The organism is Aquabacter cavernae, from assembly GCF_003993795.1.
Taxonomy (GTDB): domain Bacteria; phylum Pseudomonadota; class Alphaproteobacteria; order Rhizobiales; family Xanthobacteraceae; genus Aquabacter; species Aquabacter cavernae.
The window spans coordinates 1,099,447-1,121,909 of the sequence record NZ_RWKV01000008.1; the positions used below are offsets into that span (position 1 = coordinate 1,099,447).

Genomic DNA, 22,463 nt, shown 5'->3' on the forward strand with positions numbered 1-22,463 from the left:
CGTCCAATGCCGACCTGACATCCTCCTCCCTTCCCTGCCCCGCTTCACCGGGCAGGGGCCCGAAAGGTGCCGCCGACCATGACCGCCAGTTCCAACCAGCCGCAGCGCATCATGCTTCTCACCGGGGCGTCGCGCGGCATCGGCCATGCGACGGTCAAGCGCTTCTCCAGCGCGGGCTGGCGGGTCATCACCTGCTCGCGCCAGCCCTTCCCGGAACAATGCCCCTGGGGCGCGGGGCCGGAGGACCATATCCAGGTGGACCTCGCGGATACGCGGGACACGGCGGCGGCCGTGGAGGAAATCCGCCGCCGCCTGCCCAACGGCCAGCTCCACGCGCTGGTGAACAATGCGGGCATCTCGCCCAAGGGATCGGGCGGCTCGCGGCTGGACACGCTCCAGACCGACATCGCCACCTGGATGCAGGTGTTCCATGTGAATTTCTTCGCGCCCATCATGCTGGCGCGGGGACTGATGGGGGAGTTGGAAGCCGCGCGCGGCTCGGTGGTGAACGTCACCTCCATCGCGGGATCACGGGTCCATCCCTTCGCGGGCGCCGCCTATTCCACCTCCAAGGCGGCGCTGGCCGCGCTTACTCGCGAGATGGCGCGTGATTTCGGGCCGCGCGGGGTGCGGGTGAACGCCATCGCGCCGGGCGAGATCGACACCGCCATCCTCTCTCCGGGCACCGAGAAGATCGTCGCCGAGATCCCTCTGCGCCGGCTCGGCACCACGGATGAGGTGGCGAAGATCATCTATGTGCTGTGCTCGGAGACCGCGTCCTATGTGAACGGGGCCGAGATCCATATCGACGGCGGGCAGAATGTGTGAGGGCTCGGCTCAGAGCCAGCCGCGCCACTTGAAGAAGAGATAGGGCGCGACGGCGGAGAGGGCCATGGCGATCAGCGCCACCGGGTAGCCCGCCACGAAGCGCAGCTCCGGAATGTGCTCGAAATTCATGCCGTAGATGGACGCGATGAGCGTTGGCGGCATGAACACCACCGAGAGCACGGCGAAGATCTTGATGATGTTATTCTGCTCCAGGCTCACCAGGCCCACCGTGCCGTCGAGCATGAACTGGAGCTTGTTGGCGAGGAAATTCGCATAATCCGACAGGCCCTGGACATCGCGGGCCATGCTCTTGATGTCGGTGCGCAGGTTCTTGCGGATCACCACCTGGGTCTCATCGGACAGGCCGAGAAAGGCGATCATGCGCGAGAGCGAGTTCAGCGCCTCGCGGGCGCTGGACATGAGGCCTTCCTTGCGGCCCACATGGGTGAGGATCGCGCGATAGTCGCGGCGCGTGCGGTCGCGCTCGAAGATGCGCTTGGACAGGCGCTCGATGTCCTGCCCCGCCTCTTCCAGCATGTCGGCGGTCCGGTCGATGACCGCCTCCACCAGATCGACAAGAACGGTGTCGCCGGCGATCGCTTCGGGACATGACTTCTGGAGCCGCGCCGCTACGGGGCCGAAGGCCGCCGCATCGTCATAGCGGACCGTCACGAGGCGGCCCTTGGCGAGAATGAAGCTGACAGGGGCGAGCGAGGCGCCCTCGCCGTTTCCGCCCACCAGGACGGAGAGCGTCATGAAACGCGCCCCATCCTCCACATAAAGACGGCTCGAAGGCTCGATCTTGCGCAGATCTTCGCGGGTCGGGATGCCGATGCCCACGGCCTCTTCCGCCAGTCGCTCGTCCTCTGCGGACGGGCAGACGAGATCCAGCCAGAGGGCGCTTTCGGGCGCGGCCTCCCCCGGCGCGATTTCGCGGCGGGCCAGTCGCCCGCCGGACATTTCATAAGCGATCAGCATGCCCAGCTCCGAGGTTGTCGCACCCGAGGGTGGCGTTCAGCCGGAACGGACCGGCGCCCTCGAAGCAGGCTTTGCGGATCAGCGGCTCAGGCCGCGAGGTGATCGATATCGCGGAGCGTTACGATCTTGTTCGGCTCGCCCGCGCTCTTGGCAGGGGTCGCCTCGGCGCTGGCATAGCGGGCGCCTGCGGCGACGGCCGGGATGCCGATCTCGCGCCACTGCTCCGCCTGGGCACCGTAACTCTTCGTGACATCCGCGCGCTGAGCCTTGTCCTGCGCGGGTTGGATGCTGGCCATGATGACTCTCCGTTACGCTCGGCACTGCCTAATTGGTTCGCGCCGACCTCTCAAGACCCGAGTTAGATGGTGAGCAACTGCGTCAAAACTGTGCAAACGCGGCGGCTCTCCCAAGGTCTTATTGCGTAAGGATCGCGCTAAACCTGGAAGGCCGGGTTAACGGTTACGAAACGTGAGGCGCTGAGACATTTTTGCCACGCATACGCCGCACCGCAACGTGGCGTGTTTGTGGCCCCTTCTAGGCCGGGCCTCATTCGGTTAATCCGGTCATTGAATTTTTTCGTTCACCATGATTCTCGTGAGGCGGACATGAGGTTGCGGACGGTTACGGCTGTTCTGCTTGGGTTGGCATTGGGTGGCTGCATGACCAGCACGCCACAACCGGCTCCCGAGGCGGCGCTTAAGCCGCGTGACAAGCAGCTCCTGGCGAGCGCGCCTTATCCCAAGGTGAAGCCCGACGGTGAGTTCGCGCGGCACATCGTGCAGTATGACGGCAAGGAAAAGGCCGGAACGATTGTCGTCGATACCGACAAGCGCTTCCTCTACCTCGTGCAGGGTGACGGCTCCGCCATCCGCTACGGCGTGACCGTGGGCGAAGAGAGCCTCGCCTTCCGCGGCAGCGCCAAGATCGGCCGCAAGGCCGAGTGGCCGACCTGGACCCCGACCCCGGAAATCCACCAGCGCATCGCCGGTCTGCCGTCCTTCGTCGGCCCCGGCCCGCACAATCCCATGGGCGCCCGCGCGCTGTACCTCTACCAGGGCAGCCAGGACACCCTGTTCCGCATCCACGGCACCAACCAGCCGGAACTGCTGGGCCAGGCCATCTCCTCCGGCTGCATCCGCATGCTGAACGAGGACGTGATCGACCTCTACAACCGCGTGCCCACGGGCTCCTCGGTGGTGGTCCTCTGATCCACGCCTGACGGCTGAAAATCAAAAAGCCCGGCTTCGGCCGGGCTTTTTTATTGGCTGAGCGCCCTCGGTTTGGGGGCTGAGATCAGTGCGATGGCTCCTTGGGTCGTCATGCCTGGGCTGGTCCCGGACATCCACGCCTCTCCGGCGAGAACGCACCTGACGCCGCTTTCTAGAAAAGGTCGCCTAGACTGCTCGAACGCCGATCCGCCCGCGCCTACCCGCCCCCCGCGCGTCCGAGCCCGGCGGGACGGCGCGGCGGGAGGGGCACCGTCTCCGCCGTATCCATGACCTCCGCATCGTCCTTCGCTTCCTCCTGGGCCGGTTGTGCGGTCCCCGGTTTCTGCTCCGCACGGGCGACGACGGCGGGCGCGGCGGTCTTGATGTTCCATTTGCACAGGCGGATATCGAGGCGCCGCACCGCCATGTCCACATGGATATGGTCTTCGTGGAAGCCGTCGGAGCCCGGCCCGAGCACGGTCGAGAAGCGGGTGCAGGCGGACGCCTTCATGGCGTTCTGGAACGCCGCCGGCATCTGTCCGCCTTTCACTGACAGGACGCGGCTGTCCGCCAGCACGAAGCCATAGGTGTCGAAGGCATTGCCTTGGCCGTGCTCGCTGATGCGCGCACCTTTCCGGCGGTTGCGCGGGCGGCACTGATAGGAATCCGCCACCCGGACTGTTTCCAGTCGCGAGCCGAGGGCGGCAATGGCGGGGGCGATGTCCTCCCGCATCCAGCGCGCCACCTCCACCGCCGTTTCGCACCGCATGAGCGCGGGCGGCGAGAAGGCGGCGAGATTGCCGTCGGCAAGCCGCACGGCGCTGATGCGCACCGGCACCGGCAGGCCGCAGCCCGGCTGGACGGGAACCGGAGGCGCCCGCTCCGCCACGATCAGCTTCTCCTCCACCATGGCCGCGCACAAAGCCGGCAATTGTCCGGGCGGAGCCGCATCCACCGCCTGGGCAGGCGGGGCGGGAGCTGTGGGCGTCGCGGCCGTCGCGGGCGCGGATGTCGGCGCTCCGACCTCCGCGGCGGGGCCTTCCTCCTCGGTCTCGTCATCCACGCCCAGATCCATGGGACGCGACGGGGGGATCGGCACGTCCGCGCGCGGCGGGCGCGGGGACTGCGCCACGGGCGGCGCCGCGAAAGCCCCTTCCGCGAGGCCCATCGTGGCAAGCAGAAGCACCAAGAGCGAGAGACCGCGCCGGCGCGCGCGCGGCGCGGCACGCGGGGGCAGCGGAGAGGAGGCGTGAACCGTCTGCATCGCCGCGACTTTAGGGGCTCGCCTGCCGTGAGGAAACCCCATCCCGGGAGCCGGGTCGCACGCCCGGCGGGGATTGAAGAATGCCCCGCACTCGTGGTTGATGCACCTGACGGCGCATTCCGCGCCCGGGTGTGTGAATGTCCCTCCACGGCCTCAAGGCGCTCCTGTTCGACAAGGACGGCACGCTCGTGCATTTCGACCGCACCTGGGGGCCTGCCGCTGGCGCGGTGATGCGCACCCTTGCGGGCGAGGACGCCGCCGCCCTGCGACGCCTGGAGACGGTGAGCCAGTATCTGCCGGACGAAGAGCGCTTCCTGCCCACCTCTCCTTTGGTCGCGGGCTCCTCCGCGCATTACGGCCCGCTCTGGGCGGACGCGCTGGGCGAAGCCCCCACGGACGCCTTCCTCGCCCGTATCGACGCCCTGTTCAGCGCGGAGGGCCTGCGCCACCTCACGCCCATCGGCCGGGCCGGAGATACCCTGCAGCGCCTGCATGGCGCCGGGCTGCGCCTGTCCATCGTCACCAATGACGCGGAGGCCAATGCCCGGCTCCAGGCCGAGGCGCTCGGCTTTCTTCCGCTGCTGGATGCGGTCCACGGCTATGATTCCGGCTACGGCTCCAAGCCCGGCCCCGGCATGGTGCGGGCCATGGGCGAGCGCTTCGGCTTCTCCGGCCCCGAAATGGCGGTGATCGGCGACAGCGCCCATGATCTGGCCGCCGCGCGCGGGGCGGATGCCCTCTTCATCCTCGTGCGCACCGGCCCGGCGCCGGTGGACGACATGATCCCCCTCGCCGATCTGGTCCTCGACAGCGTGGACGACCTGCCCGAAGCCCTCGCGGAGGCAGTGCCATGTTGATCAAGCGCAGCCTCTATGTGGAGGAGCGAACCTCGCGCCTCGCGGTGTGGAGCTTCCGGCTCGCGCTGTTCTCCATTCCCGTGGTGGTGCTGGCGGCCGGTCTCTACCGGGCGGACCTGCTGGCCTTCCAGCCGGCAATCGCGGCCCTCGCGCTCGGCCTCGCCATCGCCCTGGTGGGCGGACTGCTGGCAGTGGGCGCATGCGTGAGCCTGTGGGAGAGCGGCTGGCGCGGCTTCGGCAAGGCCATCGCCGCCCTCACCATCACATTGGTTCTGCTGGCCGGACCCGCCACGGTGCTGGCGCGCGGCTGGATGCTGCCGCCGCTCACCGACCTGTCCACCGACACGGCCGACCCGCCGCACTTCCGCGCCATGGGCTTCGCCCGCCCCTCCGGCGCCAATTCCGTGCTGCCGCCGGACGAGACGCTGCTGGCGCTCCAGCGCGGCGCCTATCCCGGCATCAAGCCCATGGACCTGGACGCCACGCCGGAGGAAGCCTTCAACGCCCTGCTGGCCCTGGTGCGGCAGCGCAAATGGCGCATCCTGGACGCGGTTCCCCCGCGCGGCGGCGTACGCGACGGCCAGATCGAAGCCGTGGCCCCCACGCCCCTGCTGGGTTTCCGCAATGACATCGCCATCCGGGTGCGCCCCACGCAGAAGGGTGCGCGGGTGGATGTGCGCTCGGCCTCCCGCTACGGCTTCCATGATCTGGGCGAGAATGCCTGGCGCATCTCAAGCCTGATGACCGACCTCTCCACCGAACGGCGCAAGCGCCATTAGGTTGTGGTGGCTCACATTCGACCCAGATTGCCTTGTTACGTCTGGAGCTTGCGATGACCGACCAGCCCGTGAAGGGACCGGCGTCCTACTTTCCGTCCATCGAGAAGACCTACGGTCGTCCCATCGCGGAGTGGAAAGCCATCGTGCGCGCGGCTTATCCCGCCAAGCACATGGAGTTGGTGACCCTGCTCAAGGCGCAGCATGGCCTGGGCCACGGCCATGCGAACGCCATCGTCGCGCACACGCTCGCCGAGGATAAGGGCTGACGCCCACCCGGCCGGCTCAGCCCCTGACCATCGTCAGGCCAGCCGGTAGCGCCCGTCCAAGGAGGGCTCGCCCTCCGTCTCCACCAGCCCGCGCGCCACGAGATATTCGAGGTTGGCGAGCACGGTGAGGGAGGCGGCGCCCACGAGGCGCGCATCGAGGCCGATATAGATGCCCCGCACCAGATCGGGGATGGTCTCCGCCCGCTCCAGCCCGCGCAGAATGGCCGCTTCGCGCGCGCGGCGGTGGGCGAGATAGTCCTGCACATAGGCCGGCGCATCGGTCACGGCCGGGCCGTGTCCGGGGAGATAAAGGCGCTCCGTGCGCCCGGCGAGCTTTTCCAGGGACGCCACATAGTCGCCCATGGAGCCGTCCGGCGGCGCCACGATGGAGGTGGCCCAGCCCATGACATGATCGCCGGAAAACAGGAGATCGGCGCCTGTGAGCGCGAAGGCCATGTGGTTCGCCGCATGGCCGGGCGTCGCCACTGCCTCCAATTGCCACCCCTGCCCCTCCACCCTGTCGCCGTCCCGCACCGCCACGTCCGGCACGAAGGCCGTGTCGGCGCTGGCATCCAGCGGGTTGATCTCGCCGATGAACAGCGGGCGCGCGGGCCGATGCGGCCCCTCGCCGAACGTCTTCGCGCCCGTGGCCGCCACGATGGCGGGGGCGGCCGGGGAATGATCGCGATGGGTGTGAGTGATGATCACATGGGACACGCTTTCCCCGCGCACCGCGTGGAGCAGCGCCGCCACATGGGCCGGATCGTCCGGCCCTGGATCCAGGATCGCCACCTTTCCGCGCCCGATGATGTAGGAGCACGTACCCGTGAATGTGAAAGGCGAGGGATTGGGCGCAAGAATGCGTCGGACGCCCGGCGCCACCTCCTCGACGGTGCCGGGTGAGACATCAAAGCTGCGGTTGAAGGAAAGATCGTCGCTCATCAAGGCAGCCATAGAGCATGCCGGAGCGGGTAAGGTAAGAGTGTCATGCGGCTTCGGCGGAACGGCTTCCCCTGCACAACCGTTCCGCCGCCGGGAAACGACGCCCATTGAAGGAGGAACGCTATGAAGACCAAGGTCACGACCCTCGCGGCGACCGCCCTCGCGGCCTTCGCCATGCTCGCGGCCCCGGGAATCGCCGGCGCGCAGGATTTTCCGAACACCCTGAACATGACCTGCGCCGAGGCCACCGCCATGGTGACCAACCAGGGCGCGGTGACGCTGAGCACCGGCCCCAACGTGTTCAATCGCTATGTGAAGGATGACGGCTATTGCAGCGGCGGCCAGCAGACCAAGGCCCAATGGGTGCAGACCCGCGACCAGCAGCAATGCCCCGTGGGCAACACCTGCGTGGATCCCAGCAATGAAGGCGGCGGACGCTGAGCCAAGACCGGCAGCATTCGGCCATGAGACAAGGGACAGAACCATGAGCGGGCATATGAAGGCCGGGATCGGGGGCGTGGCGCTCGCGGCGGCGCTGCTGCTCTCGGGCGTGGCGCAGGCCCAGCAGGGCATGCCCAACACGCGCACCATGAGCTGCCCCCAGGTGCAGTCCCTGGTGGCGCGCAGTCCGGGCGTGGTCCTCGCCACGGGGCCGAATACCTTTGACCGTTATGTGAGCAATGTCCGCTTCTGCGCGGGCTCCGAGCAGATCAAGCCGGAATGGGTGCCGTCCAAGGACGGCACCTGCTATGTGGGCGGCGGCACCTGCTGGGATCCGTCCACCTTCTACGGAAACCGCTGAGCACAAGGTGCGCCGCCCGGCGGCGCACCGCTCCCCGCGCCGCTATTGGGCGAAGCCGCGGGACTTCAGCGAGGCGGTGATGTCCTCCAGCGCGCCGGGATCGTCGATGGTGGCGGGCGCGGTCCAGGGATCACTGTCCGCAATCTTCTTCATGGTCCCGCGCAGGATCTTGCCCGAGCGCGTCTTGGGCAGGCGCGGCACCGTGATGGCGATCTTGAACGCCGCCACCGGGCCTATCCTGTCGCGCACCAGGGTGACGAGTTCCTTCTCGATCACGTCCGGCGCCCGCCGCTCGCCCGCCTTCAGCACCACGAAGCCGCAGGGCACCTCGCCCTTCAGCTCGTCCTTCACGCCGATGACGGCGCATTCGGCCACGTCCGGATGGGAGGCCAGCACCTCCTCCATGCCGCCCGTGGAGAGGCGGTGGCCGGCCACATTGATGATGTCGTCCGTGCGGCCCATGACGAAGACGTAGCCGTCCTCATCCAGGAACCCGGCATCGGACGTCTTGTAGAAGCCGGGAAACTCCGCGAGGTAGGATTCGCGGAACCGCTCGTCCTGCTGCCAGAGCGTGGGCAGGCAGCCGGGCGGCAAGGGCAGCTTGATGACGATGGAGCCCATCTTGCCCGCCGGAACGGGCCTCGCCGCCTCGTCCACCACCTGCAGGTCGTAGCCGGGCATGGGCACGGTGGGCGATCCGTCCTTGAAGGGCAGCAGGCCGAGGCCCACGGGATTTCCGGCGATGGCCCAGCCGGTCTCCGTCTGCCACCAATGGTCCACCACAGGCACGTTCAGCGTGGTGCGGGCCCAGTCCACCGTGTCCGGGTCCGCCCGCTCGCCCGCCAGGAACAGGGTGCGGAAGGCGGACAGGTCGCGGCCCTTCAGGAAGGTGGCGTCCGGGTCTTCCTTGCGAATGGCGCGGAGCGCCGTGGGCGCGGTGAACAGCGCCACCGCCTTGTGCTCCTCGATCACCCGCCAGAAGGCGCCGGGATCTGGCGTGCCCACCGGCTTGCCCTCATAGACCAGCGAGGCGGCGCCCATGATGAGCGGGCCGTAGACGATGTAGGAGTGCCCCACCACCCAGCCGATGTCGGAGGCGCACCAGAACACCTCGCCGGGCTTCAGGCCATAGAGGTTCTCCATGGTCCAGCGCAGCGCCACCAGATGGCCGGCCGTGTCGCGCACCACGCCCTTGGGCTTCCCGGTGGTTCCGGAGGTGTAGAGGATATAGAGCGGGTCGGTACCGGCCATGGGGACGCAGTCGGCGCCCTTCCCCGCGGCCGCGGCCGTGGCGCAGGTCTCGGCCCAATCCAGGTCCCGGCCGTCCACGAGGCCGCACGGCGCCTGCGGGCGCTGGAGGATGAGGCAGGCGTCCGGCTTCACGCTGGACATCTCGATGGCCTGGTCCAGCAGCGGCTTGTAGGCCACCACGCGCGCGGGCTCGATGCCGCAGGAGGCGGCGAGGATCACCTTGGGCGCGGCATCCTCGATGCGCGCCGCCAGTTCCTTGGCCGCGAAGCCCCCGAACACCACGGAATGCACGGCCCCGATGCGCGCGCAGGCGAGCATCGCCACCACCGCTTCCAGCACCATGGGCATGTAGATGACCACCCGGTCGCCCTTGGCGACACCGAGATCGGCCAGCACCGCACCCAGTGCGCGCACCTGCGCCAGCAATTGGGAATAGGTCAGCGTGGTCTTGGAGCCGGTGACCGGGCTGTCATGGATCAGCGCCACCTGCTCGCCGCGCCCGTCCGCCACATGGCGGTCCACGGCGTTGAAGCAGGTGTTGCAGACCCCGTCGGCGAACCAGCGGCCATAGACGCCCTGGGCGGGATCGAAAATGGTGCTCGGCTGCGTGAACCAGGAGACGTCGCGGGCAGCCTCGGCCCAGAAGGCCGCGGGGTCCTGCCGCCAGCGGCCATACACCTCGCCATAGCGGCTCTGATCATGCTCCGGCATGGTGCCTCCCCTTGGTCGTGTTTTTAAGTTGGTCTTGCTTAAGGGATGTTGCGCAGACGCCCCCCTCTGGCAAGTCCGCTCTAGTGCGTAAGACCTTCGTCGGGCCGAGCGGGCGTTGCGCGGTGGTAAAACCCTCGGCTAGGTTCGCGCCAATACGCCCGGCAGGCGCCCGGCGGAAGCAACAAGGCATAACAATGCCTCTGTGTGGAGGGGAACCGATGCCCGGCATTTACGACCAGGATCTCGAACGCAACCCGGCCAATCACCAGCCGCTGACGCCGCTGGGCTTCCTGGAGCGCTCGGCATCGGTGTTCCCCGATCATCTGGCCGTGGTCCATGGCGACCTGCGCCGGAATTATCGCGACCTCTATACCCGCTCGCGTCGTCTCGCCTCGGCGCTGGAGAAGGCCGGGGTGGGCATCGGCGACACGGTGGCGGTGATGCTGCCCAACGTGCCCGCCATGGTGGAGGCCCATTACGGCGTGCCCATGTGCGGCGCCGTTCTGAACGCCTTCAACACACGCCTCGATGCGGCGATCCTCGCCTTCACCATCGACCATGGCGAGGCGAAGGTGCTGATCACCGACCGGGAATTCTCGCCCGTCATCAAGGCGGCGCTCGCCATCGCCACCCGCAAGCCGCTGGTCATCGATTATGACGACCCGGAATATTCCGGCTCGGGCGACCGCATCGGCTCGGTGGAATATGAGGATTTCCTCCTCACCGGCGATCCCGACTATGCCTGGGCCATGCCCTCGGACGAATGGAACGCCATCGCCCTCAACTATACCTCGGGCACCACGGGCGACCCCAAGGGCGTGGTCTACCACCATCGCGGCGCGCACCTGCTCGCCCACGACAATGTGCTCACCTGCGGCATGGGGCGCCATCCGGTCTATCTGTGGACCTTGCCCATGTTCCACTGCAACGGCTGGTGCTTCCCCTGGACCGTGTGCGCCGTGGCCGGAACCCATGTGTGCCTGCGCATGGTGCGCGCCAAGCCCATCTTCGACGCGCTGGCGGACCTGGGCGTGACCCACATGTGCGGCGCGCCCATCGTCATGTCCACGCTGCTGAACGCCCCGGAGGCGGACAAGCGCCCCCTGCCCCGCACGGTGGAATTCATCACCGCCGCCGCGCCGCCGCCCGCCGCCGTGCTGGCGGCCATGCAGGATGCGGGCTTCAACGTCACCCATGTCTATGGCCTGACGGAAGTCTACGGCCCCGCCGTCGTCAATGAATGGCAGTCCCGCTGGGACGACCTGCCCTCCGAGGAGCGGGCGCAGAAGAAGTCCCGCCAGGGCGTCCGCTACGGCGCGCTGGAGGCGCTGGACGTGCTGGACCCCGACACCATGGTGCCGGTGCCCGCCGACGGGCAGACCATGGGCGAGGTCATGTTCCGCGGCAATGTGGTGATGAAGGGCTATCTCAAGAACCCGTCCGCCACGCAGAAGGCGTTCGAGGGCGGCTGGTTCCATTCCGGTGATCTCGGGGTGAAGCACCCTGACGGCTATATCCAGCTCAAGGACCGCTCCAAGGACATCATCATCTCGGGCGGCGAGAACATCTCGTCCATCGAGGTGGAGGACGCCCTCTACAAGCATCCGGCGGTGGCCGCCGCCGCCGTTGTGGCGCGGCCGGACGAGAAATGGGGCGAGACCCCCATGGCCTTCATCGAGCTCAAGGACGGCGCCACCGCCACGGCGGAGGAGCTGATGGCCCATTGCCGGGCCAACCTTGCCCACTACAAGTGCCCGCGCCACTTCGTGTTCGACGAGATCCCGAAGACCTCCACCGGCAAGATCCAGAAGTTCCGCCTGCGGGACATGGCCAAGAACGGCTGACCAAAGGGCAAGGCGGCTTCGCCCCGAAACCGCGCGGCACGTTCAATCGGCCGCGCGGGCTGACCACAGGGCCATGGATCGAGCCCGAGGGCATTGGAGGGCACCTTCCCTCACGCGGATGCGTTCAAACATGACGGTCCGGTCATGTTCCGGCCATGGTCCGTCCATCCGCCCCCACGATATGGTGCGCATCGCATTGGAGCCGATCCTGTCATGCGCGCGCTTACGCTGCTGTCCGACATTCGCCGACTGGCCGTCCCCTATTTCAAGAGCGAGGAGCGCTGGATCGCCCTCGGCCTGCTGGGGGCCGTGATCGCGCTGGAGCTGGCCTGGGTCTACGCCACGGTGCTGCTCAACGAGTGGAACAGCGCCTTCTACAATGCCATCCAGGAAAAGGATTACCCGGAGTTCAAGTATCAGCTCCTGGTGTTCTGCGGCATTGCGGCGGGCGCCATCATTGTCGCCGTCTACCAGATCTACCTGAAGCAATGGCTCATCATCCGCTGGCGGCGTTGGCTGACGCGGCGCTATCTGTCCCATTGGCTTGCGGATGAAACCTTCTACCGCCTGCGCCTCCAGGGCGACACAGCGGATAATCCCGACCAGCGCATCGCCGACGATGTGCGCATGTTCGTCACCCAGACCATCTCCATCGGGGTCGGCCTGTTCGGAACGGTGGTGTCGCTCATCTCCTTCAGCGTGATCCTGTGGGGCCTGTCGGGCACCTATGACCTGAAGCTGTTCGGCACCGATATCCTCATTCCCGGCTATCTGTTCTGGGCGGCGCTCATCTATGCGGCCTTCGGCACCGTCTTCGCCCATGTGATCGGACGGCGCCTCGTGGGGCTGAATTTCGACCAGCAGCGCTACGAAGCGGACTTCCGCGTGGACCTCGTGCGCGTGCGGGAGAATAGCGAGCAGGTGGCGCTGCTGCGCGGCGCGGGGGAGGAGGAGCGGCGCCTCGACGGCCGCTTCACCCGCATCTGGAGCAACTTCTTCGACCTGATGCGGCTGCAGAAGCGCCTCACCTGGTTCACTGCCGGCTACAACCAGATCTCCACCATCTTCCCCTATGTGGTTGTCTCGCCTGCATATTTCTCGGGCGCCATCCTGCTGGGGCCGCTCATGCAGACGGCGAGCGCCTTCTCCTCGGTGCAGACCGCCTTTTCCTTCTTCATCACCTCCTATTCGGAACTGGCCGAATGGGCCGCCGTGGTGAACCGCCTCACGGGCTTCGAGCGGGCCATGGGCGCGGCCAAAGCAGGCGTCGCCGCGCCTGCCGTCACACAGCGCCAGGGCCAGCCGCAGCCCCTGCGTCTGTCGGAGCTGGAGGTGCGGCTGCCGGACGGGCGCGCCTTGATCGCGGTGGAGAACTTCGTCCTCGCGCCCGGCGAGAAGGTCCTGATGATGGGACCGTCCGGCGCGGGCAAGAGCACCCTGTTCCGCGCCATTGCTGGCATCTGGCCGTTCGCGGCGGGAGAGGTGGGCATTGGTGGGGACGCTCCGGTGATGATCCTGCCCCAGCGCCCCTATGTGCCCGTGGGGCGGCTCGACGCGGCGCTGAGCTATCCCCATGCGCCCGATACCCATTCGCAAGCCGCCCTCGCCGCCGCTTTGGACGAGGTCGGCCTTTCCGGCCTCGTGCCGCGCCTGCAGGAGAGCGCCTTGTGGCCGGATGTTCTGTCCATGGGCGAGCAGCAGCGCCTCTCCATCGCCCGCGCTTTGTTGAACCGGCCCCGCGTTCTGCTGCTGGACGAGGCCACCGCCGCGCTTGATGAACCCACCGAATTCGCGCTCTACCAACTGCTTGCGCAACGGCTTCCGGATACCGCCATCCTTTCCATCGGCCATCGCGGAACCTTGAAGGCCCTGCATGACCGGCATGTGGTGCTGGAGGGCGACATGCCGCCGCGTCGCCTGTCCGGAGGCCGGGACATGGCAAGCATGGGGGCCTGATCAGGCCGGGCTCCGCTTTCCTTTGCATTGCAACAGGATTGCCCCCTGCTCTACACCTGTCCCATGGGCGCATTTCGGGGGGCGGGCGTGGACGCTGGGGATCAGAAGAAGCCGGGCGGGCTGAGCGATGCCGGCTATTATGTCATCGCCGTCTGCGTGGGCGCCGTGGTCGGGCTGATCGGTACCGTATTCCATCTGAGCACGGACGTTATTTCCGGCTGGCCCGTCCTGTTCGCGGATGTTCAGGTCTCCTCGGTTGTTCGCCTCCTGCTCATGGGCGCGGTGGCCGCGATCATGGTGGTGGCCTCGGTCTGGCTGGTGCGCACCTTCGCCCCGGAGGCGGGGGGCTCGGGCGTCCAGGAAATCGAGGGCGCCCTCGAAGGGCTGCGTCCGGTCCGCTGGAAGCGCATCCTGCCGGTGAAGTTCGTCGGCGGCCTCCTCGCCCTCGGCTCCGGCCTCGTGGTGGGCCGCGAGGGTCCCACCATCCATATGGGCGCGTCGGTGGCCCAGGCGGCGTCCGAATGGCTGCGCCTGTCCACCCGCGACATGCGCGGCCTGCTGGCGGCGGGCGGGGCGGCGGGCCTTGCGGCGGCGTTCAACGCACCGCTGGCGGCGATCCTGTTCGTCATCGAGGAAACCCGGCGGCAATTTCCCTACGGGCTGCGCACGTATAGCGCGGTGATCCTGGCCTCGGTCATGAGCGCCATCGTCACCGAAAGCATCGCCGGCGCCCGGCCGGACATGCTGATCCAGGTGGCGGAAATGCCGCTGGTCACCCTGCCCGCCTTCGTCGGGCTGGGCGTGATCCTGGGGGTGGTGGGCGTCGTCTTCAACCGCACCCTCATCTGGTCGCTGGACGCGGCGCGCACCTTGGGCATGCGCACCTCCTTCTACATTCTCCCGGCGGCCGTGGGCCTCGCCATCGGCGTGCTGCTGGTGGTGCGCCCGGAAGCGACTTTGGGCGGGGAGAAGCTGGCCGTCACCCTGGCGCATGAGAACCTGCCCTTGCTGGTGCTGGCGGGCATCGTGGTCATCCGCTTCGTGATGACCATGGCCAGCTATTCCACGGGCGTGCCCGGCGGCATTTTCGCCCCCATCCTCGCCCTCGCCACCGCCGTGGGCGTTCTCTACGGCACGGCGCTGGACGCGATTCTTCCTTTGCCGGCGGGCATGGTGGCGGCGCTGGCCATCGCGGGCATGGGCGGCCTGTTCTCCTCCACGGTGCGCGCGCCGCTGGTGGGCATGGTGCTGGTGGCCGAGCTGACGGGCGCCTACACGCTTCTCGTGCCGGTCATCCTCACCTGCGTGTTCGCGAACCTCGTGGCCGACGCCTTGGGCGGCAAGCCCATCTACGAAGTCCTCCTGGAGCGCACCCTGCGCCTTGCGGGCCAGACCCCGCCCCCGGAGACCGAGGCGAGCGACGACGAACTGGGCGGCTGGGACCAGCGCGAGCGGGCGGGACAGGAAAACGCCAAGTCCTGAGCGGGGACGGGCCCCCATCGCCCCGGCACTGCCGCGTCAGGCGAGGGTGACGCCCGCCTTCGCCAGCAGCGCGCCAAAGTCCGGGCCGGCGAGGACGCGATATTCGGCCTCGCGCGGGGCATGGACCGGGTCGCGGGATTGAAGAACCCCGTCCACATGGCCGGGATGAACCATCATCATCCCTCCATCGCCCAGCCCGGCGGCGAACCGGCCGAACAAAGCGGCGAAGTCGCCGCCGGTCCGCAGCGCATAGGCCCCGGAAAATCCGCTATTCACCCGCAATCCGCGCCGCCGCGCCTGCCCCGCCAGCCCGCTCGCCAGCAGCGAGATGAAGCGCCCCTTGGCATCGAAGCCGATGCGCGCACCCGGCGCCTGCGTGCAGTCGCGCACCAGAGCGCGCGGTGCGCGGCGGGCGGCGGTGTCCAGCACCACGTCGCGGATGACGGGCAGAAGATGGGCATGCTGGTGCCCGTCCACATGGGCGGGCGCCATGCCGAACGCGGCCTCAAAGGCGTCGAACTGGGCTTCCACTTCGGTTCGGACGCTCTCGCGGGACACGCGTCCCGTAAGGCTCGCCACGAGCAGGCGCCCCATGGAGGGAAACGACGTGCCCCCCAATGGCGCGGCACGCAGCGGAGCGAAGCCCGCCGTGAGCGTGACGTGGAGGCCGATGCTGGCGCCGGTCCCCTGGGCCGCGATGCGCAGCCGCCCCGCCTCCTCCGGCAGGCCGGGAAAGACGGTCATGACTGAGGTGGCGTTGATGCGGCGCGCGGCGATCAGGGCGCGGATGGCCTCGCTCACGCCGGGCGCGAGGGCATAATCGTCCGCGCAGATGATGATCCGCCGCATGGCGGCGTCAGGCCGGCGGGCCGCCGCGCGCCGGCTCGGCCGTCGCCGCCGGGTGCAGCACATGGTCCGCCACCAGATAGACCGGCCGCGCCTTGATCTCCAAAAGGACGCGGGCGAGATATTCGCCCATCACGCCCATGACCAGAAGCTGGATGCCGCCGATCACCATCACGCCCACCACCACGGAAGGGTAGCCCGGCAGGGGAATGCCCCACACGAAGCGTTCCATGGTGATCCAGAAGCCATAGAAGAGCGCCCCACCGGCGATCAGCGCGCCGATCAAAGCGGCGAGCCGCAGCGGCGCGGGCGAGAAGGAGGTGAGCCCTTCCATGGAGAGGCCCAGAAGCCGCCAGAAGCTCCAGCTGCTGGTGCCGTGCACCCGCGGCTCGGGCTTGTAGGGAACCGCCATCTGGCGGAAGCCGACCCAGATGGACAGGCCCTTGAAGAAGCGGTTGCGCTCCGGCAGGCGGCGCAGCGCCGCCGCCGCACGCGGCGACAGCAGGCGGAAGTCCGCCGCGTCCTCGGGAATGCGCGTGGGAGCGCCGAAATTCAGCAGGCGGTAAAAGGCCTTCACGAACAGGCGCCGGGCCGTCGGCTCCTCGGAACGGTCCGCCTTCACCGCATAGGCCACGTCGATGCCCTGGTCCTTCCAGAGACCGACGAAGGTGTCGATCATTTCCGGCGGGTGCTGGCCGTCTCCGTCCATGAACAGGAGCGCATCGCCCCGCGCATGGTCGAGCCCGGCCATGAGGGCCGCTTCCTTGCCGAAATTGCGGGACAGGGCCACCACCTGGACATCCACGCCCAGCGGCGCCAGCTCGGCGGCGCGCAGCGCCGTTCCGTCCCGGCTGCCATCGTCCACATAGACGATTTCCAGCCGCATGCCGCGCGCCTGCGCCGTGCGCGCCGCGCAGGCGGACAGCCGCCGGTGAAACACATCGATTCCGCCCGCTTCGTTATAGAGCGGGACCACAATGCTGAGGTCCGGTGTCACCGCCGCGCACCCAGGCTGACGTTAGAGCCGACGCTTCGTTTAGCCCCGTTCGGAGCCACAGACGAGAGGCGCAGATTTTTTTTCATTTTTTCTGGAACCCGAAACCGGAGCGGCCGTTATGTACACGGAACGATCGACTTCCCCCCCTTGATCGATCCATGCGACGCGGCCGCCTCTCCCCCAGGCGGCCGCGTTTTCTTTTAGAGCCTGATCCCCTCAGGTTGAAGCGATCTGAGGGGCGGATCAGCCTCTAACTCTTTGAGAGAGAGCGATTCACGCCCCACCTTGACGCACCAAGATGCGTCAAGGTGGGGCGATCGCACCCTAGGGTCCCCTCACGGCGGCTTTGCGGCGGATCAACATTGCCTCCTGGAACCTCATTAGGTTTATGGTGTCGCCGTTTTTGCGGCACCGGGAGGGCCTTTCGTTATGATCCGCGACATTCTCGTCAATCTCAGCCAGGGCACCGACCACGACCGGGCGGCGGCCTTTGCCATCAGCCTGGCGTCCAAGTTCTCGGCCCATCTGACGGGCCTGGCGGTGACGTACGAAATCGACGTTCCGCCCTTCTATATGGGCGCCCTGCCCACCGATTTCCTGGAAACCCAGATGCAGGAAAACACCGCGGCAGCCGCTGCCGCCGGTGAAGCCTTCGCAGCGCGCGCGGCGGCGGCGGGCCTCGTCCACGATGTGCGCTCCATGAGCGGCTCGCTCGGCCTTGCGGCCAACAGCCTCGCGGAAATGTCGCGCGCCTATGACCTCACCGTGGTGGCGCAGCCCGACCCGGACCGGCCGGGGCCGGAAGAGGTGATCGCCGAGACCGTCCTGCTGGAATCCGGCCGTGCGGTGCTGGTGGTTCCCTATGTGCAGCGCGACGGCTATGGCGGCGGCCGCGCCGTGGTGGCCTGGGACGGCAGCCGCGCCGCCGCGCGGGCGCTGGCCGAGGGACTGCCGCTCCTGCACCGCGCCTCCGTGGTGGAAGTGCTGCGCGTCGTGCGCGCCAGCGACGAGCCGGCGGATTGCGAGGACGTGCTGCGCCATCTCGCCCGGCACGGCCTCACCGCCACCACGCGCACCCTGCATGTGGGCAATGGCGAGCCCAGCATCGCCCAGACCATTCTCAACGAAGTGTCCGACCAGGGCGCCGACCTCGTGGTGATGGGCGGCTACGGCCATTCGCGCCTGCGCGAACTGGTCATGGGCGGCGTCACCCGCGAGATCCTCTCGGCCATGACCGTGCCCGTGCTGATGGCGCACTGACACTTTCGGCTCCGGTCCACCACCGGGGCCGCCCCCTTTCGGGGATGATCCGTCCGCGGCAATCCATGCCGCCAAACAAAAAGGCCCCCTCCGATGCCGGAGGGGGCCTTTTTCGTGAGCCGCCGGATGGCGAGGCGATCACTCGTCGTCTTCGTCGGCCTCGGTCTTGCGGGAACCGCCCAGCTTGGCGAACACGGTTTCCAGATCGAGGGATTCGCGGCGGGGCGGCGCATCCTCATGGCGGCGGGTGGTGACATCCGCCGGCAGCAGGGTGGCGCCGCGCTCTTCCACGGCGGAAGCGGGCCGGTCCTTGGCCGCGCGCTGAACCTCGATGTCCAGGTCGATCTGGCTGCACAGGCCGAGCGTGACCGGGTCCATGGGCTGGAGCTGCGCCGAGTTCCAGTGGGTCCGTTCGCGGATCGCCTGGATGGTGGACTTGGTGGTGCCCACCAGGCGGATGATCTGGGCGTCCTTCAGCTCGGGATGATTCCGGGTGAGCCAGAGGATGGCGTTCGGCCGGTCATGGCGGCGCGAGACGGGGGTGTAGCGCGGCCCCTTGCGGGTCTTCTTCTCCGGCAGGCGCACCTTGGATTCCAGCAGCTTCAGGCGCCGGTTGGGATCCTTCTCGGCGATCGCGATCTCGTCGCGCGCAAGCTGGCCGGTGGAGATGGGATCGAGACCCTTGATGCCCTGCGCCACTTCGCCGTCGGCGATGCCCTTCACTTCCAGAGCGTGCAGTTTGCAGAAGTCTCCGATCTGCTCGAACGTGAGGGCCGTGTTATCGACCAGCCACACGGCGGTCGCCTTTGGCATGAGGGGGGTGTTCGACATGGAGCGGCCTCTTGGAGCAGCCTTTCGGCGTTGTTGGTCTTCCCCGCCCGTCCGATCCTCTCAGGAGTCGCCCGCGCTGGCGGCGACGTCCGGGAAACCGGCCTTGCGGCTGACACGAGGGGTCCGTCGCTCGCCCGACTGCCGGGCGAACCGCGGAACTCGCAATGTCCGGGATGCTGCAACAATAGGCGCCCCGGCGGTCGGATGCAAATGGGCATTGGCCCTTTCCTCCACAAGCGCCCTTGACACGTCTCGCCGCGCCCCGCCATTCATGGCGCGATGCAGACTGCCGCTCCCTCCCCCAAGCCCCGCCTGCGGGTGCTCTTGTGCGCGCCGCGCGGTTTCTGCGCGGGCGTGGTCCGTGCCATCGACGCGGTGGAGCAGGCGCTCGCGCTCTATGGCCCGCCGGTCTATGTGCGCCACGAGATCGTCCACAACAAATACGTGGTGGAGGGCCTGAAGCGGAAGGGCGCGGTGTTCGTGGAAGAGCTGGACGAGGTGCCGGAAGGCCCGGCGCCGGTCATCTTCTCCGCCCATGGCGTGCCGAAATCCGTGCCCGAGGCGGCGGCCTCCCGCAACATGTTCGCCATCGACGCCACCTGCCCGCTGGTGACCAAGGTGCATCGCGAGGCGCAGGTGCACCACCGCAAGGGCCGCGAGATCCTGCTCATCGGCCATGCCCGGCACCCGGAGGTGATCGGCACCATGGGGCAATTGCCCGATGATGCCGTGACCCTGATCGAGACGGCGGAGGACGCCCGCACCATCGTGCCGCGCGACCCCGACAATCTCGCTTACGTGACGCAGACCACCCTCTCCCTGGATGACACCGCCGAGATGGTGAACATCCTGCGGGCGCGCTTTCCCAACATGGCCGCGCCCCACAAGGAAGATATCTGCTACGCCACCACCAACCGCCAGGACGCGGTGAAGAAGGTGGCGCCCCAGGTGGACGCCATGGTGGTGGTGGGCGCCCCCAATTCCTCCAATTCCCTGCGCCTGCGCGAAGCGGCCGAGCGGGCGGGCTGCGCCCTCTCCGTGCTGGTGCAGCGCGCCACCGACATCGACTGGGAGCGCTTCGGCACCATCACCTCGCTGGGCGTAACGGCGGGCGCCTCCGCGCCGGAAGTGCTGGTGGAGGAATTGCTGGATGCGTTCGCGGAGCGGTTCGAGCTGGACGTGCGCAGCGTGACCGCCGCCGAGGAGGACGTGTTCTTCCCCCTTCCCCGGGCGCTGCGCCCGGACGCCGCGGAGTAGGGCGTGGCCGTCTATACGGACGTGACGTCCGCGCAACTGGAGGAGTTCCTCTCCCGCTACGACATGGGCACGCTGGTGTCCTATCACGGCATCGCCGAGGGCGTGGAGAACTCCAACTTCCTCCTCCAGACCACCACGGGCAGCTACATCCTGACCCTGTACGAGAAGCGCGTCGCGCCCCGCGACCTGCCTTTCTTCGTGGGGCTCATGCGCCATCTGGCCCAGAAGGGCATCTCCTGCCCGCAGCCCGTGGCGGCGCGGGACGGCACTGCGCTGGGCGAATTGTCGGGGCGGCCCGCCGCCATCGTCACCTTCCTGAAGGGCGTCTCGGTGCGGCGTCCCGCCGTGACCCATTGCGCCCAATTGGGCACGGCCCTGGCCAAGCTCCATCTGGCGGGCGCCGACTTCACGCAGTTGTCGCGGCCCAACGCCCTCTCCGTCGCCGGCTGGCGGCCCTTGTTCGAGGCGGCGGGCGCGGGCGCGGACACGGTGGCGCCGGGCCTTGCGGACACCATTGCGGGCGAGCTGGCGGACCTGGAGGCCGAATGGCCCGCCCATCTGCCGGCCGGCGTGATCCATGCGGACCTGTTCCCGGACAACGCCTTCTTCCTGGACGACAGCCTGTCCGGGATCATCGACTTCTATTTCGCCTGCAACGACCTCTACGCCTATGACGTGGCGGTGTGCCTGAACGCCTGGTGTTTCGAGCCGGACGGTGCCTTCAACGCCACCAAGGGCCGCGCGCTGCTCTCCGGCTATGCCCAGGCCCGCCCGCTTTCCGCGGAAGAGGCGAAGGCCCTGCCCCGGCTCGCGCGCGGGGCGGCGCTGCGCTTTCTTCTCACCCGGCTGGTGGACAAGCTGAACGTGCCGGCTGGGGCCCTCGTGATGCCCAAGGACCCGCTGGAATATCTCCGGAAGCTCCGCTTCCACCGCGCCGTGGCCAGCGCCAGCGATTACGGACTGTCCCTATGAGCGCGCCGGTGGAGATCTGGACGGACGGGGCCTGCTCGGGCAATCCCGGCCCCGGCGGCTGGGGCGCCATCCTGCGCACGGGGGCGCACGAGAAGGAATTGCAGGGCGGGGAAGCCAACACCACCAACAACCGCATGGAGCTGATGGCCGCCATCAGCGCGCTGGAAGCGCTGAAGCGCCCCTGCTCGGTGGACCTGAACACGGACAGCGAATATCTGCGCAACGGCATCCTGAAATGGATGCACGGCTGGAAGCGCAACGGCTGGCGCACCGCCGACAGGAAGCCGGTGAAGAACCAGGACCTGTGGGAACGGCTCGACGCCGCCATCGCCCGCCACGAAATCCGCTGGCACTGGGTGAAGGGCCATGCGGGCAACGAACTGAACGAGCGCGCGGACCTTCTCGCCCGCCAGGGCATGGCGCCGTTCAAGATGTCCGGCGCGCGGGCCGGCTGAGGCCGCCAATTGTGAATTGGTGCGGGCGGGCGAATCGCTCATTGCCTGAAGCGGAACAATAACGCGCGCTCCCCGGCCCAGCGGCTGGCATCGGAGCGCGACGGGAGAAGCCATGCAGGACGCCTCCGCAAAGATCGAAATCCGCGTGGAGCGGATCGCCCAGCTTCTCAACATGCTGGACCCCTACCCCTTCCAGGAGCGCGACCTCGATCCCCAGGCGGAAGCCTTTATCGTCGAGTGGGCCGGCGACCTGCCCGCCAAGCAGCCGCTGGCCATCGTGCTGCACCTGCCCGCTGAGGAAGCCGGAACCGACGCGGCGCGGGCCTTCGGCCAGACGCTGAACCATTTCTTCCGCGCGCGGGCGGAAGAGAAGAGCCGGGAGCTGAAGGAGCTGTTCCGGATGGGGCGCATCGCGCTCGCCATCGGCCTCGCCGTTCTCGCCGCCTGCATCCTGCTCTCGGAACTGATCTCGGGGCGCCTCGGAGACCGGCCCTTCGCCCATTTCGTGAGCGAGAGCCTGATCATTCTCGGCTGGGTGGCCAATTGGCGGCCCATCGAGATCTTTCTCTATGACTGGTGGCCCCTGGTGCGCGACCGCCGCCTCTATCGCCGCCTCGCGCAGGCGCGCGTCGAGATCCGCGCCGCCTCCTGACCAACCTGCCCTTCCAAACGCAGAC

Annotated in this window: 23 protein-coding genes; 15 read left to right on the forward strand and 8 right to left on the reverse strand. The window is 68.0% G+C overall.

Going from position 1 to position 22,463, the window contains the following annotated elements; translation table 11 throughout:
* The first annotated feature begins 78 nt into the window (after nucleotides 1-78).
* Entirely contained in the window at nucleotides 79-828 is a 750-nt protein-coding gene (locus tag EJJ38_RS09785) for an SDR family NAD(P)-dependent oxidoreductase (protein ID WP_127089882.1), read from the forward strand.
* Between the two features lie 9 nt (nucleotides 829-837).
* Here EJJ38_RS09785 and EJJ38_RS09790 read toward each other — a convergent pair whose 3' ends face one another.
* Nucleotides 838-1,806, reverse strand: a complete 969-nt coding sequence (locus EJJ38_RS09790) for a magnesium transporter CorA family protein (protein ID WP_127089883.1) — start codon at nucleotides 1,804-1,806, stop codon at nucleotides 838-840.
* 86 nt (nucleotides 1,807-1,892) lie between these two features.
* Nucleotides 1,893-2,102, reverse strand: coding sequence for a hypothetical protein (locus EJJ38_RS09795; protein ID WP_127089884.1), 210 nt, complete (start codon nucleotides 2,100-2,102; stop codon nucleotides 1,893-1,895).
* Between the two features lie 309 nt (nucleotides 2,103-2,411).
* On the opposite strand from EJJ38_RS09795, the gene EJJ38_RS09800 reads away from it, so the two are divergent.
* The gene (locus tag EJJ38_RS09800) at nucleotides 2,412-3,014 is read left to right on the forward strand and encodes a L,D-transpeptidase (RefSeq protein WP_127089885.1); all 603 of its coding nucleotides are present in this window, start codon (nucleotides 2,412-2,414) and stop codon (nucleotides 3,012-3,014) included.
* A 217-nt stretch (nucleotides 3,015-3,231) separates the two neighbouring features.
* On the opposite strand, the gene EJJ38_RS09805 is transcribed toward EJJ38_RS09800, so the two are convergent.
* Nucleotides 3,232-4,146 carry an extensin family protein gene (locus EJJ38_RS09805; RefSeq protein WP_127089886.1) on the reverse strand — a complete coding sequence of 305 codons (915 nt, stop codon included), beginning with the start codon at nucleotides 4,144-4,146 and terminating at the stop codon, nucleotides 3,232-3,234.
* 269 nt (nucleotides 4,147-4,415) lie between these two features.
* Between EJJ38_RS09805 and EJJ38_RS09810 the strand changes: the two genes are divergently transcribed.
* The 3 genes from EJJ38_RS09810 to EJJ38_RS09820 are packed head-to-tail and all read left to right on the forward strand — an operon-like array spanning nucleotide 4,416 to nucleotide 6,180.
* Complete coding sequence (locus EJJ38_RS09810) at nucleotides 4,416-5,135, forward strand: HAD family hydrolase (RefSeq protein WP_127089887.1); 720 nt, start codon at nucleotides 4,416-4,418, stop codon at nucleotides 5,133-5,135.
* Nucleotides 5,129-5,914, forward strand: a complete 786-nt coding sequence (locus tag EJJ38_RS09815; RefSeq protein ID WP_245454168.1) for a DUF1499 domain-containing protein — start codon at nucleotides 5,129-5,131, stop codon at nucleotides 5,912-5,914. The genes EJJ38_RS09810 and EJJ38_RS09815 overlap by 7 nt, the downstream gene beginning before the upstream one ends.
* Before the next feature lie 53 nt (nucleotides 5,915-5,967).
* Entirely contained in the window at nucleotides 5,968-6,180 is a 213-nt protein-coding gene (locus EJJ38_RS09820; protein WP_127089888.1) for a DUF4287 domain-containing protein, read from the forward strand.
* 33 nt (nucleotides 6,181-6,213) lie between these two features.
* Here the strand turns inward: EJJ38_RS09820 and EJJ38_RS09825 are convergent, their stop codons facing one another.
* A complete protein-coding gene (locus EJJ38_RS09825) occupies nucleotides 6,214-7,122 on the reverse strand; it encodes an MBL fold metallo-hydrolase (RefSeq protein ID WP_127089889.1) in 909 nt (302 codons plus the stop codon).
* A gap of 123 nt (nucleotides 7,123-7,245) precedes the next feature.
* Here EJJ38_RS09825 and EJJ38_RS09830 point away from each other — a divergent pair, with 123 nt between their 5' ends.
* Nucleotides 7,246-7,563 (forward strand): hypothetical protein, encoded by a 318-nt coding sequence (locus EJJ38_RS09830; protein WP_127089890.1) that lies wholly within the window; start codon nucleotides 7,246-7,248, stop codon nucleotides 7,561-7,563.
* A 43-nt stretch (nucleotides 7,564-7,606) separates the two neighbouring features.
* Nucleotides 7,607-7,924: a hypothetical protein gene (locus tag EJJ38_RS09835; protein WP_245454169.1), complete on the forward strand. Its 318-nt coding sequence runs from the start codon at nucleotides 7,607-7,609 to the stop codon at nucleotides 7,922-7,924.
* 42 nt (nucleotides 7,925-7,966) lie between these two features.
* Here EJJ38_RS09835 and EJJ38_RS09840 read toward each other — a convergent pair whose 3' ends face one another.
* Nucleotides 7,967-9,886: a propionyl-CoA synthetase gene (locus tag EJJ38_RS09840; protein WP_127089891.1), complete on the reverse strand. Its 1,920-nt coding sequence runs from the start codon at nucleotides 9,884-9,886 to the stop codon at nucleotides 7,967-7,969.
* Nucleotides 9,887-10,104: 218 nt separating this feature from the next.
* On the opposite strand from EJJ38_RS09840, the gene EJJ38_RS09845 reads away from it, so the two are divergent.
* The 3 genes from EJJ38_RS09845 to clcA all read left to right on the forward strand — a co-directional run bounded on the left by EJJ38_RS09845 (nucleotide 10,105) and on the right by clcA (nucleotide 15,168).
* Nucleotides 10,105-11,730 (forward strand): acyl-CoA synthetase, encoded by a 1,626-nt coding sequence (locus tag EJJ38_RS09845; protein WP_127089892.1) that lies wholly within the window; start codon nucleotides 10,105-10,107, stop codon nucleotides 11,728-11,730.
* A 213-nt stretch (nucleotides 11,731-11,943) separates the two neighbouring features.
* Entirely contained in the window at nucleotides 11,944-13,686 is a 1,743-nt protein-coding gene (locus EJJ38_RS09850; RefSeq protein WP_127089893.1) for an ABC transporter ATP-binding protein/permease, read from the forward strand.
* A gap of 87 nt (nucleotides 13,687-13,773) precedes the next feature.
* Complete coding sequence (gene clcA, locus EJJ38_RS09855; protein ID WP_245454170.1) at nucleotides 13,774-15,168, forward strand: H(+)/Cl(-) exchange transporter ClcA; 1,395 nt, start codon at nucleotides 13,774-13,776, stop codon at nucleotides 15,166-15,168.
* Between the two features lie 36 nt (nucleotides 15,169-15,204).
* Here the strand turns inward: clcA and EJJ38_RS09860 are convergent, their stop codons facing one another.
* Both EJJ38_RS09860 and EJJ38_RS09865 read right to left on the reverse strand, forming a co-directional pair.
* Nucleotides 15,205-16,017, reverse strand: coding sequence for a ChbG/HpnK family deacetylase (locus tag EJJ38_RS09860; protein ID WP_164738469.1), 813 nt, complete (start codon nucleotides 16,015-16,017; stop codon nucleotides 15,205-15,207).
* A gap of 7 nt (nucleotides 16,018-16,024) precedes the next feature.
* Nucleotides 16,025-17,011, reverse strand: a complete 987-nt coding sequence (locus tag EJJ38_RS09865) for a glycosyltransferase family 2 protein (protein WP_127089895.1) — start codon at nucleotides 17,009-17,011, stop codon at nucleotides 16,025-16,027.
* A 429-nt stretch (nucleotides 17,012-17,440) separates the two neighbouring features.
* Here EJJ38_RS09865 and EJJ38_RS09870 point away from each other — a divergent pair, with 429 nt between their 5' ends.
* A complete protein-coding gene (locus EJJ38_RS09870) occupies nucleotides 17,441-18,271 on the forward strand; it encodes a universal stress protein (protein ID WP_127089896.1) in 831 nt (276 codons plus the stop codon).
* Between the two features lie 138 nt (nucleotides 18,272-18,409).
* Here EJJ38_RS09870 and EJJ38_RS09875 read toward each other — a convergent pair whose 3' ends face one another.
* Entirely contained in the window at nucleotides 18,410-19,102 is a 693-nt protein-coding gene (locus EJJ38_RS09875; RefSeq protein WP_127089897.1) for a DUF1013 domain-containing protein, read from the reverse strand.
* A 279-nt stretch (nucleotides 19,103-19,381) separates the two neighbouring features.
* Here EJJ38_RS09875 and ispH point away from each other — a divergent pair, with 279 nt between their 5' ends.
* From ispH to EJJ38_RS09895, 4 genes are all read left to right on the forward strand, one after another.
* Nucleotides 19,382-20,359 (forward strand): 4-hydroxy-3-methylbut-2-enyl diphosphate reductase, encoded by a 978-nt coding sequence (ispH, locus tag EJJ38_RS09880; protein WP_127089898.1) that lies wholly within the window; start codon nucleotides 19,382-19,384, stop codon nucleotides 20,357-20,359.
* 3 nt (nucleotides 20,360-20,362) lie between these two features.
* Nucleotides 20,363-21,331: a homoserine kinase gene (locus EJJ38_RS09885; protein ID WP_127089899.1), complete on the forward strand. Its 969-nt coding sequence runs from the start codon at nucleotides 20,363-20,365 to the stop codon at nucleotides 21,329-21,331.
* A complete protein-coding gene (gene rnhA / locus EJJ38_RS09890) occupies nucleotides 21,328-21,786 on the forward strand; it encodes a ribonuclease HI (protein WP_127089900.1) in 459 nt (152 codons plus the stop codon). Before EJJ38_RS09885 ends, rnhA begins: the two co-directional genes overlap by 4 nt.
* Nucleotides 21,787-21,898: 112 nt before the next feature.
* A complete protein-coding gene (locus EJJ38_RS09895; protein WP_127089901.1) occupies nucleotides 21,899-22,438 on the forward strand; it encodes a hypothetical protein in 540 nt (179 codons plus the stop codon).
* Nucleotides 22,439-22,463: the final 25 nt, after the last annotated feature.

What these genes read in the sequence shown, in the direction of transcription:
- EJJ38_RS09795 (WP_127089884.1), bottom strand. Translation starts at nt 2,102, where the DNA reads ATGGCCAGCATCCAACCCGCGCAGGACAAGGCTCAGCGCGCGGATGTC.
- EJJ38_RS09860 (WP_164738469.1), bottom strand. Translation starts at nt 16,017, where the DNA reads ATGCGGCGGATCATCATCTGCGCGGACGATTATGCCCTCGCGCCCGGC.
- EJJ38_RS09815 (WP_245454168.1), top strand. Translation starts at nt 5,129, where the DNA reads ATGTTGATCAAGCGCAGCCTCTATGTGGAGGAGCGAACCTCGCGCCTC.
- EJJ38_RS09785 (WP_127089882.1), top strand. Translation starts at nt 79, where the DNA reads ATGACCGCCAGTTCCAACCAGCCGCAGCGCATCATGCTTCTCACCGGG.
- EJJ38_RS09800 (WP_127089885.1), top strand. Translation starts at nt 2,412, where the DNA reads ATGAGGTTGCGGACGGTTACGGCTGTTCTGCTTGGGTTGGCATTGGGT.
- EJJ38_RS09845 (WP_127089892.1), top strand. Translation starts at nt 10,105, where the DNA reads ATGCCCGGCATTTACGACCAGGATCTCGAACGCAACCCGGCCAATCAC.
- ispH (WP_127089898.1), top strand. Translation starts at nt 19,382, where the DNA reads ATGCAGACTGCCGCTCCCTCCCCCAAGCCCCGCCTGCGGGTGCTCTTG.
- EJJ38_RS09850 (WP_127089893.1), top strand. Translation starts at nt 11,944, where the DNA reads ATGCGCGCGCTTACGCTGCTGTCCGACATTCGCCGACTGGCCGTCCCC.
- EJJ38_RS09830 (WP_127089890.1), top strand. Translation starts at nt 7,246, where the DNA reads ATGAAGACCAAGGTCACGACCCTCGCGGCGACCGCCCTCGCGGCCTTC.
- EJJ38_RS09825 (WP_127089889.1), bottom strand. Translation starts at nt 7,122, where the DNA reads ATGAGCGACGATCTTTCCTTCAACCGCAGCTTTGATGTCTCACCCGGC.
- rnhA (WP_127089900.1), top strand. Translation starts at nt 21,328, where the DNA reads ATGAGCGCGCCGGTGGAGATCTGGACGGACGGGGCCTGCTCGGGCAAT.
- EJJ38_RS09840 (WP_127089891.1), bottom strand. Translation starts at nt 9,886, where the DNA reads ATGCCGGAGCATGATCAGAGCCGCTATGGCGAGGTGTATGGCCGCTGG.
- EJJ38_RS09895 (WP_127089901.1), top strand. Translation starts at nt 21,899, where the DNA reads ATGCAGGACGCCTCCGCAAAGATCGAAATCCGCGTGGAGCGGATCGCC.
- EJJ38_RS09790 (WP_127089883.1), bottom strand. Translation starts at nt 1,806, where the DNA reads ATGCTGATCGCTTATGAAATGTCCGGCGGGCGACTGGCCCGCCGCGAA.
- EJJ38_RS09810 (WP_127089887.1), top strand. Translation starts at nt 4,416, where the DNA reads ATGTCCCTCCACGGCCTCAAGGCGCTCCTGTTCGACAAGGACGGCACG.
- EJJ38_RS09820 (WP_127089888.1), top strand. Translation starts at nt 5,968, where the DNA reads ATGACCGACCAGCCCGTGAAGGGACCGGCGTCCTACTTTCCGTCCATC.
- EJJ38_RS09875 (WP_127089897.1), bottom strand. Translation starts at nt 19,102, where the DNA reads ATGTCGAACACCCCCCTCATGCCAAAGGCGACCGCCGTGTGGCTGGTC.
- EJJ38_RS09870 (WP_127089896.1), top strand. Translation starts at nt 17,441, where the DNA reads ATGATCCGCGACATTCTCGTCAATCTCAGCCAGGGCACCGACCACGAC.
- EJJ38_RS09835 (WP_245454169.1), top strand. Translation starts at nt 7,607, where the DNA reads ATGAGCGGGCATATGAAGGCCGGGATCGGGGGCGTGGCGCTCGCGGCG.